Source organism: Akkermansia sp. JRP_AM1 (genome assembly GCF_049262625.1).
Classification (GTDB): domain Bacteria; phylum Verrucomicrobiota; class Verrucomicrobiia; order Verrucomicrobiales; family Akkermansiaceae; genus Akkermansia; species Akkermansia massiliensis.
Genome location: NZ_CP118234.1, coordinates 255,544 through 268,230 on the forward strand (window position 1 = coordinate 255,544; position 12,687 = coordinate 268,230).

A 12,687-nucleotide genomic window follows, 5' to 3' on the forward strand; every position below is an offset into this window, starting at 1 on the left:
GAAGAATTTTCAAGGAAGCAGCCATGGAGCTCGAACGCATCAGGAAGTCTACAGGAGAAAATGAATTTCCAAGTGAAGAAATTCGTAACAATATCCCTTGGATTCTTTATTTTATCGCCAATACACCTCTTCTTACCATAGATTCAGCCGATCAGGCAAGGCGCACTATAAACAGCCGCGACGCAGATCTTTATCTTAAGGAGGAAGCCCTGGAAATGCTCGCCATTTCCACTTATCGCGACCTTTTTCCCGATGATAAAGCATCAAGAGAATCGATGGCATCCTACGGGGCTGCCATTATGCGTGACTTCCTCAACGGCACTAAATCAAAATCCTACTCGGACGAACCGGTATTCGTTTCTGATAAAGAAGCAAAAGCCACGCTGAAGAAAAACATTGAAATCATGGAAAACGCATTTTCTAAAATTGCTCAAATCCAAAAAAAGGAACAGGACCGGAAACAGAAAAAAAGATAAATGACGTCTCTAAAGACATGAACAAACGGATTCATGACAACGACCAGCAATTCAAGGATTACACCGTTGTAAGCAACACGCAAACTTCCCGAAACCTTCTGCTAAAGAACATTATTGAACGCTCGGAGAAGAATTTCATGATTCTTCTTACTAATTTATTTCCCGGCAAAAAAACAGAGATTCGTAAATATATCAAGATGGCAGGATATTCCGACCAAGAGATTCATCAATTTATCAATCGCACCTTGAAAAAAGATTGAAAGGCCAAATTGCTTGATAGAACACTTGGCACTCGAAACTAAAATCAATCCGGAGTTAGTGTCAAATTACTTGCCTTAATCAATTCATTACAAAAGCTTTCGTTTTTTCGGATGGGCCACCATTGAGAATGGCGGGTATTCTCTCCGTTTTTACCTGCTGTTCCCTGCAACGCACAACGCAACAAGCCAAGCATGGTTTCTCTTCTTCCACTCAGCCATCATGATGGAGAAATTGCGGGCATGTCTTGTGAAAAGTACAAAATGTACCCTTGAATGTAGCTCGACCCAGAAGATCAGAGATGCATTAGGGGAATGCAATAAATAAAAATCCTTGCATTTTCAATACTTACGCAAGGTATTAGAAGGATTTAGGTGGCGTCCCCGGCAGGAATCGAACCTGCATCTAGTCTTTAGGAGAGACCCGTTCTATCCATTGAACTACGGGGACCGGACATTGTCCGTGCAGGACAATAAACGGGAAGGTTTCCCCGCTCAAGCAAAAAGCAGGGCAATTACTCCATGAACCTTGATTTTGAAGCATTTTTTTCCTAGAACCGTTTTCGTGAGTTTTTTCCCAACTGCTTGTTTTCTCTCTGTTCTCTGCGTTTCCCTGACCGGATACGGCCATTGTCATGACAGCCTGCCGGACGCAAGGCCGGCCATACGCGCCATGTACCGGCCCGCCCCAACCCCGGATCAAACAGGATTGGGCCCGGAGGAGGTAAAGTATTACCCTCTCCGCCTTTACTGGGAATGGGAACGGTATACTCCCCGGGTCCTGTCTCTGCTTTTGCCGGAAGCGGCCCGGAATTATGAAATGGCCGCTGTGGATTGTCCCTCCTGGGAGCCGGAACGCGCAGTCGCCCTCATAGGAAACGAACTCCACTGGGCGGTAGCGGCAGAAGGCAACAAAACAGATTATTTTATCAACAGCGCTCCCCTGTGGAAGAGCTGGTGGGCCTCCCTTCTTGAAAAATATCTTCCGGATTATTTTCCGGAAGAAACATTCCCTGCATGGCTACACCCCTCTGCCGCTCTGCTGAATGCATGGAAGGATCAAAAAATCCGCCGTCTGCATTGGCAGGAGTACAGCAGGAATTACGTTCGCCGCGGCGTTGCCATCCTGCCGCATGCTCTGGCGCAGGAACTCAAAACCACCTGGAAGAAGTGCATGGAAACCGCCGTGCTGGACATTCCTGCGGAGATGTTCGGGTGCTGTGACCAAGGATATTCCTTTTACTCCGCGGCTCCCGGACTGATTGCCACGGAACTGCATTCTTACCGCGGCCGTTTACCCCTGAAACGCCAGATGTTCCACATTTTCCATCTTCTTGTTGACGCGGCGAGCATGGATAATTTTACGCCTGAGACCCAGCTCATGATTCATGAGTTATGCGCCGACACCCGCAGAATTGCCGGGGAAATGAAGAAAGTTCCCCCGCGCGGTTTTTACTGGCGAGAGTTGGACGCAAAATTTTATTCTTCCTGTCCTGACTCGGCAAATAACTTTTGGGAAGGGAAAAAGCCCTCTTTGCGCCAGGGCAAGTCTGCTGAAGCATTCCTTCGGAAAGAGTGTATGACGCTGCCTCTTTCAACAAATCCGGTCTGGAAGGATCTGTTCCCCAATGCTCCGGAACACGCCACGGCCTGGATGAAAATTTATTCGGACGGCCAGTGCGGGGGCGCCTATATCCACCAGGGATTTCTCCACACAGCCACCACGTATCTGGGACGGCATTCCCGCTTTCTGTACGATTTCAGCCGGATGGACCATCCGCCCGCCATGACGCCCTATGATTTGTGGTGGAACGGGGAAGAAATGAGAGTCCGGCGTTCCTTTTTGAAACTGGAACCTGCTGCGGAACAGGAATTGAAGACCTATCTCCATTTGCTTTCCCGCTTCCGGGGCGGCAAGAATCATCACGGAGCCTTCTCTGGCATGCTGTTCAGTACGGACCTGGGCTGCAAAGACCTGATTCTGCAAGCTCTGAAAGAAGAATTCATGGAAGATGAGGATTCCTGCCCCCCTATTCAGTCATCCGTGCTGGACCACGTTTATTCGTTCTGGACTTCGGGAGACGTCAATTATCTTCAGGAAGGCTCCGGCCAATTGAATCAGCTCCGGAAAAACAGGGAGGAATTGGAACGGTATATGAAAAAACATCCTCCGGAACAATAAATCCGCCCTTCCGGAAGCGGAACGGGGCGCACAAAAGCCTTGAGCCGGGGATGGAAGAGCCGTAGCGTTAAAGGTACCGTCACCGCATCCCCGCCATGCTCAATTTCGTTTACGATAACAAGACCACGCTCATTTTCGGAAAAGGAACCCAGCATGAAGCGGGCGCCCTTCTCAAGCCGTTCGGCAAAAAAGTCCTCCTCCACTACGGAGGCGGCAGCATCAGGCGTTCCGGCCTTTACGACGCCGTCACGGCTTCCCTGAAAGCCGCCGGCGTGGAGTATGAGGAATTGGGCGGCGTCCAGCCGAACCCCACGCTTCCCCTGGTATATGAAGGCATCCGCCTCTGCCGGGAACACGGCCTGGGCCTCGTGCTGGCTGTGGGAGGCGGCAGCGTGATTGATTCCGCCAAGGCGATTGCGCTGGGCGTTCCCCATGAAGGGGACGTATGGGACCTGTATCTTTCCAAACAACAGCCGCAGGCGGACCCGCTGCCCGTCGCCACCGTGCTGACCATTCCCGCCGCAGGCAGCGAGAGCAGCCCGAACACGGTCATCACCAATGAAGAAACCAGGCGGAAGCTGAGGTACGGTTCTCCCAAATTGCGCCCCGTGTTCAGCATCATCAACCCGGAATTGTTTTTCACGCTCCCGCACCACCAGATGGCCAACGGCGTCAGCGACATGATGAGCCACATTTTTGAGCGCTATTTCACCAGAACCCTGCATACGGACCTTTCCGACGGCCTTTGCGAAACCACCCTGCGCACCATCATGAGAAACGCCCGCATCCTGAACGGGAACCTGCACGATTACGACGCCTGGGCGGAGATTGCGTTTTCCGGCAACCTCGCCCATAACAACCTGCTGGGCGTGGGCCGTGAACAGGACTGGGGCTGCCACGCCATGGAGCACGAACTGAGCGCCCTGTATCACGTGGACCACGGCGCGGGCCTGGCCGTCGTCACCCCGGCATGGATGAAGTATGTTTCCCCCAAACACCAAGGAATGTTCGCGCAGTTCGCCGTGAAGGTGATGGGTGTGGAGGGTTCCTTCCGGGAGCCGGATGCCCTCATCCGGGAAGGCATTTCCCGTCTGGAACGTTTTTACCGGGAATTGGGGCTTCCGACGACCATGGAAGAGTTGAACATCAAGTCCGGGGATTTTCCACTGATGGCGGAACAGGCCATCAGCGTGCGCGGCCCCATCGGGGGGCTGGAAAAACTGGACGCCCGGGACGTCCAGGCCATTTACCGCCTGGCATGCGAAGGCCCGCTGCCCGATTGACGGCATCCCCGTTTCTTCCTTCATCCTGCATTCCGGGACGGCCAGCCATGCAGGCCGTCTTTCCCTCCCGCAGAGACATGAACATGCATGCGGTTCGGCTCCCTCATCCGGCAGAGCTGATTCGGGACGAGGGGACGGCAGTGGAATATAAATATACCCAGGCAGTCCCTTTCCCTGGGAAGAAGAGAAGACGGCGGTTGCATATCCTCCGGAGGGGAACCTGAGGAAGCCGCCCTGAAAGCTCAAAAAGGACGCCGCGGCAGACGATCCGCACCGGAATACAGGCCGGAACGTAAAAGAAGTCCGGTTTGCTCGTTGAAAGTCAATCCTTCCAACGCTTCTGGCCATTGAACGGCATTAAGACAATCTCCCGCATGTTGTAACCTACTTGTAACTTGCCAAATATTTTACATGGAAGTAGTCTGGTTGAATGAACAGAATCTTTTCCCTGCTTTTTCTGGCGGGAGGCTTGCTGGCTTCCGGAATGCCGTGCCCGGCAGCCGCTTCCACTCCACCACAGCGTCAGGACGGCCCGTCCGCCCATGCCGATGACAAGGGAGGACTTCCGGAAGATTCCACTTCTTCATCCCAAAAAGGCGCCAAGGATGCGGACAAGGCAACTTCCATCTCCCAGCAGAGGAAGCAGTCCGTTGAGGCTATTGAAAAGCTTTTGGAAAAGAGGTTGTTCAAGAATGCGGCCAAACAGGCTTTAAAACAGCTTGACGAATACGACGACCAGTACAGCGGAGCGGACCTTCTTCTTTATTACCAGGCTTTGACCCGTCTCAATGCCCTGGACGATTCCACGAATCTGGATACCATCCTGCAAGAGCAGATGAAACGCCACGGCGGCAATCCCTATTTCCTGATGGACGCTGCCCATCTGTACCAGAACGCCAGCCATACGTTCAAACTGGTGGACGGCGCCTACATCCGCAGCGCCGAGCCATGGGACGGGGAATATTCCGGGGAAGCGAGGGACCGGGTGGAAGCCCTGCGGTGCCTTTCCAAGGCCATGCAACTGGCGGAGAAGGAAAAGAACATGAAGCTTCTGGGACAACTGCGCTTCATGACGGCTCAGGCGTTGCTGGTGAAAGGCAGCCGCTACAGTTCCCTTTCCCCCTTCCAGGCTTACGCCGCCCTGGGGAACCTCACCAGCCTGAAGGAACTGCCGGGGTACGTCGCCAGGGAGGAAGCCCCCCGTTCCGGAACGTCGCCACCGTGCCCGTCACGGTCAATGCCAAAACGGGGAAGCCGGAAGTCGTCTTTTACCATGCCTCTTCCTCCTGGGAGACGGCTAAAAACGACGGGGAACGCATGCGCTGGCTGCTGGACGCCGCCATTCAGGCGAACCCGGAACTAGCCAACCAGGTCAACTATTTCACCGCCTCCTGGTGCCACCGGCTGTTCTCCTATTCCAATACGGCTCCGGACCAGGAGTTCGTGTACGGCCCCGGCAACGCGGGCATGGTGGCGGGCATCAACCCGGAGGAATTGAAAACGAACCAGACCGTCGTTAAAACCGACCGGACGGGCAACGGAAAATTCCTGCTCACCACCCTTCCTCCGGATTACGATTTCATCCGGATCGCCGCTGCGGTCCGAGTAACTCCGGAGCCGGATTATTACGTTAACGCCGGCAATCTGGCAGCCAATGAGTTCCTGGCCCGCAACCAGAGGCCCGCTGCCGCGGAGCTTTTAGGCAAAATCCTTCAGACCTGGAACGCACAATCCTGGAATCAAACGGACAAGGAGGATTTCCTGCACGTTGCGGACAACCTGAAGAAGCGCATTGCCTCCATCACGGAACCCAACGGAATGTTTGATGCGGATAAAAGAACGCTGCTGGCGGGGGAACCGGTGACGGTCGCCTTCTCCTACCGCAACGCCGCCCAGGCCAGCGTGACGGCCCGCTCCGTGGATATGAAGCGGTGGCAGGAGGAACGCATGGACAAGGTGCAGACCTCCAGCACGCTGGGCAACGCGTACAGGAAAAAGTATTCCAGCCTGGGGACCCTCCTTTTCAATCTGCTGCATGAGCCGTCCTACGCCCGCTATCTGGGTGAAGAAATCAAAGGGGAAAAGGTAGCTCTGGCTCCCGGGGAACGGCACCTGAACCGCATCGCCCAGATTCCCGTGCCCACCCGCAAGCCCGGCTGGTACCTGCTTACCGTCACGCTGGATAACGGCTACCGGTTCCACCGCTTCCTCACTCTGTCAGACATGGTATTGGTGCGCCGTTCCGTGCCGGAAGGCAACCTATGGTTCCTGGCGGATGCCGGAACGGGAATGCCCGTGGAAGGGGGCAGCCTGCGCCTCCTTCGCTACCAGGAGGATAAAACGCTCCAAAAACACCAGGTGAAGGGAACCACGGACAAGGACGGAGCCATGATAGAAACAATCCCTCCCCGCGGTTCCCGCACTCCTTCTTACAACATGTTCCTGGGCATCGCTTCCAAAGGGGACAGCTATGTGCTGGCGGGAGTATCGGATTACGGCTGGGAATCCGGCAATTATCTCATGGATACGGCAAACAAGGCCTCCGACCCCTATTCCTGCTTCTTCCTGGAAAGCCAGCCCGTATACCGCCCCGGACAGACGGCGCGGTTCAAGGGCGTCCTCTTCCGTCCGGACATCGCAAATCCCGGAACGAAGGACTGCGCCGGAAAAAAGCTGACGCTGACCATTACTTCCCCAACCGGGGATGAGAGCGTTTTTCCGCCAAAAACCGTCACGACGGATTCTACCGGCTGTTTTGAACTGGAACTGCTCATTCCTGCGGAAGCTCCGCTGGGCCAGTATGGAGCCAAGCTGAAGCTGCATGATTCCGCGGACCCGGATTTCCGGCTGTATGCCCCTCTCTTCCGTATGGAAGAGTACAAGAAGCCGGAATTCTCCGTCAGGATGGACGCCCCCTCCAGACCCATCCGCCTGGGCCGGCCCATTCCCGTCTCCATTCAGGCGGACTATTACGCGGGCGGTCCCGTAAGCGAGGGGAAGGCCACCATTACGATCACCCGGACACTGGGAGCGGATGTCTGGACGCCCTACTGGAAATGGAGCTGGCTGTACGACAGGTCTTTCAGCCCGTACTACATTCCCTTTTCTCCGGATGCACCCCTGACCGTCCTGGAAAAGACGGTGCCGCTGGATAAGGACGGAAAAGCGTCCGTGGAGCTTTCCACGGCGCAGGACGCCCGGGATTTCGCATCCCAGAATATCACCTACCGCGTCTCCGCCAGCGTGACGGATGCCTCCCTGCGGGAAGTTTCCGCTTCCGGGCAGGTCATCGCCACCTTCCGCCCGTTCAACATCTTCACCGCCCTGAACCGCGGCTACGCCCCCACCGGAACGCCGGTGCAGGCCTCCATCACCGCGGCCACGGCGGACGGCGCCAAGATTGCTCACGCCAAGGGAACCTCCGTTTTGCAGCATATCCGCGCGGACGGCAGCCGGGAGGCTCTGGAAACCTGGAATATCACCACCGGAAAGGAAGGGGAAGCCACCCTGTCCTTCCAGACCAGGGAATCCGGCCTGTATGCCCTTTCCTCTACCCTAAGGACGAACACGGCAACAGGGTGGAAGAGTCTTTCCAGTTCCTTTCCTACGGCAAGGGCAAACAGAATCCTTTTAAAATCAATCCCCTTTCCATCACTCCGGACAAGAAGGAATACGCACCGGGAGATACGGCCAAACTGCTCCTCGCCTCTGATTATCCGGACGCCCGCGTCTGGACCTTCCTGCGCAATTCCTGGAAAGACGAGTCCCGCAGCCTGGTCCCTCTGGACCGGCAAACCGCCCTGGTGGAATGCCCCCTGACCCGGGAAGACATGCCCAACATGGGCGTGAACGCCTTCACCGTCAGAAACGGGGAACTTCACACGGCTTCCGCCGAACTGCTGATTCCGCCAGCCAGCCAGATTCTGGCTCCTTCCGTAACACCGGGCAAATCCCAATACCAGCCCGGTGAAGAAGGGCGAGTAACGGTTCAGGTCAAAGGGCCGGACGGCAAACCCGTCAGGAACGGCATCGTTACCCTGGCCGTCTATGACAAGGCTCTGGAATATATCGCACGCCCCAATATTACGGACATCGCCAAGACCGTCTGGGGGAGCCTGAACGAAACCGGCTTTCTCAGCCTGAAAAAAATGACGGCCGCCGGAACGCAACAGGACCGCGGCCCGGACCAGCCCTACTTCCAATCCCTGCTCTACAGTGACTACGGCTATCTGTTGCGGAGGGAAAAAGGAGCCGTCAACGGCTTTGCTACCGCAGGAGTCAGATCCGGTAATTATGCTATCAGCGGAAAAGCCGCAAGCCGCGTATTGGCTGAAGGAGCGGCAGTCCCCGCCGCCGCACCGGTTCCGGCCATGCAGCAGATGGCTTCGGATGAAGAAAGCGCAGAAAGTGATTCCTTTGCAGCCGGACAGGGAGACGCAGACGTGCAGGAGAACAGTTCCCCGCACATTCAACTGCGCACCAATTTTGCGGACTGCATCAAGTGGTGCGGCACGCTCAGGACGGATGAGGAAGGGAACGTTACCGTTCCTGTGGAGATGCCGGACAACCTGACCACCTGGAAAGCCGCCGCCTGGGCCATCACCCCCGGATTGCAGGTAGGGCAGGCTTCCGCGGAATTCCTGACCACGAAGGACTTCATGGTCAGCATGCAGGCCCCGCGCTTCTTTGTGGAAAAAGACGTAGTGATGCTCAGCGCCCTGGTCCGCAACCGGACGGACAAGGCCGTCCGCGCCCGCGTTTCCATTTCCCTGAAAGACGGTTGCCTGGAACTTCTCCCGGCTGACGCTCCGGCCGTAAAGGGGCTCGCCGCAGATACGGACAATTCCGCCGTGCGGGAAGTGGACGTTCCCGCCCAGGGGCAGGCAGTCGTCAACTGGTGGACCGCCGCCATCAGGGAGGGAACCGCCGCCGTCGCCATGGAGGCGGCGTCCGGCTCCACCGGAGACGCCATGCAGATGAACTTCCCCGTGCTGGTGCACGGCATGAAGCAGCTCCATGCGGGGAGCGCCGTGGTGCTTCCCGGAGAACAGGAGCAGAAACTCTCCATTTCCCTGCCGCAGCAGCGGCGCAGGGAGGAAAGCGAGCTGGTCGTCAAGGTTTCCCCCAGCATCGCCCTCAGCATGGTGGAAGCCCTGCCCTACCTGGCGGAATACCCCTATGGCTGCGTGGAACAGACGCTCAACCGCTTCCTGCCCGCTCTCGTCGTGACGGACGCGCTCAAGCAGCTCGGTCTGAATCCTGGCGCGGCGCTGGAAAGCCACCGTAATCTGAATCCCCAGGCCATCAAGAACAAGGCCTTCCATGACAGCATCATGAAGAAGCTGGAACGCAACCCCGTTTATGATGAAGCCGCGCTGAAGAAGATGGCCGCCAAGGGAATCTCCTCCCTCCGGGAGAAGCAGCTCTCCAACGGTTCCTGGGGATGGTTCGGAGGAGCCAGCGAGGGAGACCCCGTCATGACGGCCCATGTGGCGCACGGCTTGAAGATTGCTTCAAACACGGTCAATGTCCCGGATGGGATGCTTTCCGGAGCCGTCCGCTGGCTGAAAAACTATCAGGAAAGCCAGGCCGCTCTTCTTGAGAAAGGAGACGAATACCGGAAACTGGAAAAACTGCCGGACGGCCCGAAGAAGAAGGAAGCCATCCGCAAGCTGGGGGATTACCGCCTGACGGTCTCCGCCACGGACACCCTCGTTTATTCCGTTCTGGCGGAATGCGGCGTCAAAAACCTGCCCATGGAACGCTACCTGTTCCGCGACAGGCTGGAACTTCCCGTCATCAGCCAGGTTCAACTGGCGGAAATCCTGCTGGACGCCCACCGCATGGACGACTTCAAGAAGGTAATGCCCATCATTTCCCAGTTCCTCCAGCAGGACGACTCCCTGCAAACCGCATGGCTGCGCCTTCCCAATGAAGGCTACTGGTGGCGGTGGTACGGCAGCGGCGTAGCCACGCAGGCCGCCTACCTGAAACTGATGGCCAAGAGCGACCCCGGCAATCCCGTCACGGCGCGCCTGGCCAAATGGCTGCTCAACAACCGCGCCAACGGTTCCTACTGGGACTCCACCAAGGATACGGCGGATTGTCTGGAAGCCCTGTCCGCCTACCTTCTCCAGACCAGGGAAGGCATGGAGGACATGGAAGCGGAAATCCTTTACGACGGCGTTCCGGTCAAAACGGTCGCCAGTACGAAGGAGACCCTGTTCACCTTTGACAACGCCTTCCGCATGAGCGGGAAAGACCTGGCGGACGGCAGCCACGTCATCACCATCCGCAGGAAGAAGGGCAGCGGAAACATTTATGCCAATTCCACCCTCAGCTACTTCTCCCTGGAAGACCCCATTCCCGCCGCGGGGAATGCCGTCACCGTGGAACGCTCCTACTACTGCATCCGGAAGGAAACGGTGAAGGACGACTCCGTGAAGGACACCCAGACGGATGCCGGAGAGCTCGTCTCCCAGGGCAAGGACCTGACCCGCCGCACGCTGTTGAAAGACGGAGACGTCATCGCCAGCGGCGACATCATTGAAGTGGTGATGACCGTGAAAACGAAGAACGACGTGGAATACCTCATGCTCCTGGACCCCAAGCCCGCGGGATGCGAATCACAGGAAACCACCAGCGGCTACGCCTGGATGGGGACCGTATCCGGCTACAAGGAAATAGGGGATGAAGAAATACGCGTCTTCCTTTCCTCCCTGCCCATGGGACAATACCAGATCAGCCACCGCCTGCGCGCGGAACGCCCGGGACGCTTCAGCGCCCTGCCGGCCGTCATTGAGGCCATGTACGCGCCGGAACTCCGCGGCAACAGCAAGGAACACAAAATCGGCATCTCCATGCCTGCCGAATAGAAGCCCGGCCACCCGCAGGGACCCCGATAAAAACGCCTGCATCAGCGTCCCCGTAAAGGAACAGGACTTCAGCCAGGGTCTTCTTATTCCTGTTCCGCCTCAAATCCTGCCGCATGGAGTTGAGGCGGAAAGCGGGCAATACCGCCACTCCCGCCCCATAGGAGCCGATGCAATTTTGGACGAACGGCGGGTCAATCATTTTCCCGTTAAAATCAAATGAAGACGGAAACCGGACCTGCCCGGCGTCAGGGGGAAAAAACCGGAGAGCCATACCTTCCCAATTCCCCGGATGAGCATGCCCCTCTCCCCGCCTGGCCGTTCTCTCCGGGGCTGCGGTTCCGCGCTAAAAACTCTTGCAATCCGTCCGCGGAAGCGGAGAATGCGTTGCCCGCTGCGCAGCGGGCCGTACCATGGAATCCGGAACCCTGAAGGGACATATCGCGATGGGAGCGGCGGCCATTATCTGGGGCCTCATGTCTCCGGTCAGCAAACTGGTCATGCAGCCGGGGGAAGTCAGCTCCGCTTCCCTGGCTACCTTCCGCCTGCTGGGAGCGGCCATCCTGTTCTGGCTGGCCTCCGCCTTCGTGCCCGGGGAAACCATTGCAAGGAAGGACCGGCTGACCCTGTTTTACGCCTCCCTGTTCGGCATCATTTTCAACCAGATGGCCTTCACGGTGGGCGTGGGATTCACCTCTCCGGCGGATGCGGCCATCATCACCACCATTACGCCGGTACTGACCATGATTCTGGCGGCCTTCGTCCTCCGGGAAATGATCACGGGAAAAAAAATCATCGGGGTCTGCGCCAGCGCCATCGGAGCCATTCTGCTGGTTTCCGGCAGCGGAGGGCGTGCGGCGGCCCTGCCGGGAGACAACAACCTGCTGGGGGACATCCTTTGCCTGGCCTCCCAGTGCAGCGTAGCCGTTTACTTCGTCTTCTTTAAAAACCTGATCGGCAGATACTCGCCCGTCACCCTGATGAAATGGATGTTCACCTACGCCGCCATCGCCTGCCTGCCCTTCACCTTCCGGGACGTGGTTTCCATCCGTTATTCCGCACTTCCCATGCAAACGTGGCTGGGCATTGCCTACGTGGTGGCATTCGCTACCTTTGTAAGCTACATCTGCCTGTCCTTCGCACAGCAGCGGCTGAAACCCACCGCGGTCAGCATGTACAACTACTGCCAGCCGGTGATTGCCTCTTCCGTAGCGGTGCTGTGGGGGATGGACCACTTCGGCTGGATGAAAACCCTTTCCGTCCTGCTGGTTTTCACGGGCGTGCTTCTGGTCACCAGAACCGGAAAAAAGACCGCCGTTCAGGAGCCGTAAATAATCGGGAACTTCAGAAAACGGCCTTCTACAGCCACGCAGGAATGAACACACTTGTTTAGGGAGGCGGGGCATTCCCGAAAAAGCCACTTGGTGAACTCCCTTCTGGGAAGAAGGTCCTCCCGGTCCCTACGGACGCCGGGCGGAACACAGCAAGAGAAAATTCCCCTCCACGAAGGGGCGGAAAAGCTCCCGTCCAAAAACCGGAAGCCTTCCTTCCCAGGCAAAAATCCGCGGATACAAAAAAAGGCATCCCTCCCTCAAAGCTAAAACGCCACTAAAGCCC

At 57.0% G+C, this 12,687-nt stretch carries 7 protein-coding genes, 1 tRNA gene and 1 pseudogene; 8 read left to right on the forward strand and 1 reads right to left on the reverse strand.

What is annotated here, in order from left to right:
* Nucleotides 1-23: 23 nt before the first annotated feature.
* Together PVA48_RS01135 and PVA48_RS01140 are read left to right on the forward strand one after the other, a co-directional pair.
* Entirely contained in the window at nt 24-476 is a 453-nt protein-coding gene (locus PVA48_RS01135; RefSeq protein ID WP_423232100.1) for a hypothetical protein, read from the forward strand.
* A 17-nt stretch (nt 477-493) separates the two neighbouring features.
* Nucleotides 494-736, forward strand: a complete 243-nt coding sequence (locus PVA48_RS01140) for a hypothetical protein (RefSeq protein WP_423232101.1) — start codon at nt 494-496, stop codon at nt 734-736.
* Between the two features lie 373 nt (nt 737-1,109).
* Here the strand turns inward: PVA48_RS01140 and PVA48_RS01145 are convergent.
* Nucleotides 1,110-1,184, reverse strand: a tRNA-Arg gene (locus PVA48_RS01145).
* Between the two features lie 222 nt (nt 1,185-1,406).
* On the opposite strand from PVA48_RS01145, the gene PVA48_RS01150 reads away from it, so the two are divergent.
* The 6 genes and pseudogenes from PVA48_RS01150 to PVA48_RS01175 all read left to right on the forward strand — a co-directional run bounded on the left by PVA48_RS01150 (nt 1,407) and on the right by PVA48_RS01175 (nt 12,401).
* Nucleotides 1,407-2,915: a hypothetical protein gene (locus tag PVA48_RS01150; protein ID WP_146021103.1), complete on the forward strand. Its 1,509-nt coding sequence runs from the start codon at nt 1,407-1,409 to the stop codon at nt 2,913-2,915.
* Nucleotides 2,916-3,010: 95 nt separating this feature from the next.
* On the forward strand, nt 3,011-4,198 hold the full coding sequence (locus PVA48_RS01155; RefSeq protein WP_102722505.1) for an iron-containing alcohol dehydrogenase: 1,188 nt from the start codon (nt 3,011-3,013) through the stop codon (nt 4,196-4,198).
* 430 nt (nt 4,199-4,628) lie between these two features.
* On the forward strand, nt 4,629-5,561 hold the full coding sequence (locus PVA48_RS01160; protein ID WP_423232102.1) for a hypothetical protein: 933 nt from the start codon (nt 4,629-4,631) through the stop codon (nt 5,559-5,561).
* 1,157 nt (nt 5,562-6,718) lie between these two features.
* Nucleotides 6,719-7,006, forward strand: a pseudogene (locus PVA48_RS01165) (MG2 domain-containing protein); the annotation flags it as partial.
* A gap of 770 nt (nt 7,007-7,776) precedes the next feature.
* A complete protein-coding gene (locus PVA48_RS01170) occupies nt 7,777-11,073 on the forward strand; it encodes an alpha-2-macroglobulin family protein (protein ID WP_423232103.1) in 3,297 nt (1,098 codons plus the stop codon).
* Between the two features lie 410 nt (nt 11,074-11,483).
* On the forward strand, nt 11,484-12,401 hold the full coding sequence (locus PVA48_RS01175; RefSeq protein ID WP_102728431.1) for a DMT family transporter: 918 nt from the start codon (nt 11,484-11,486) through the stop codon (nt 12,399-12,401).
* Nucleotides 12,402-12,687 lie beyond the last annotated feature (286 nt).

Bases quoted from the DNA above. Each gene is read 5' to 3' on its own strand.
- PVA48_RS01175 (WP_102728431.1), top strand. From the start codon at position 11,484: ATGGAATCCGGAACCCTGAAGGGACATATCGCGATGGGAGCGGCGGCC.
- PVA48_RS01160 (WP_423232102.1), top strand. From the start codon at position 4,629: ATGAACAGAATCTTTTCCCTGCTTTTTCTGGCGGGAGGCTTGCTGGCT.
- PVA48_RS01155 (WP_102722505.1), top strand. From the start codon at position 3,011: ATGCTCAATTTCGTTTACGATAACAAGACCACGCTCATTTTCGGAAAA.
- PVA48_RS01140 (WP_423232101.1), top strand. From the start codon at position 494: ATGAACAAACGGATTCATGACAACGACCAGCAATTCAAGGATTACACC.
- PVA48_RS01135 (WP_423232100.1), top strand. From the start codon at position 24: ATGGAGCTCGAACGCATCAGGAAGTCTACAGGAGAAAATGAATTTCCA.
- PVA48_RS01150 (WP_146021103.1), top strand. From the start codon at position 1,407: ATGTACCGGCCCGCCCCAACCCCGGATCAAACAGGATTGGGCCCGGAG.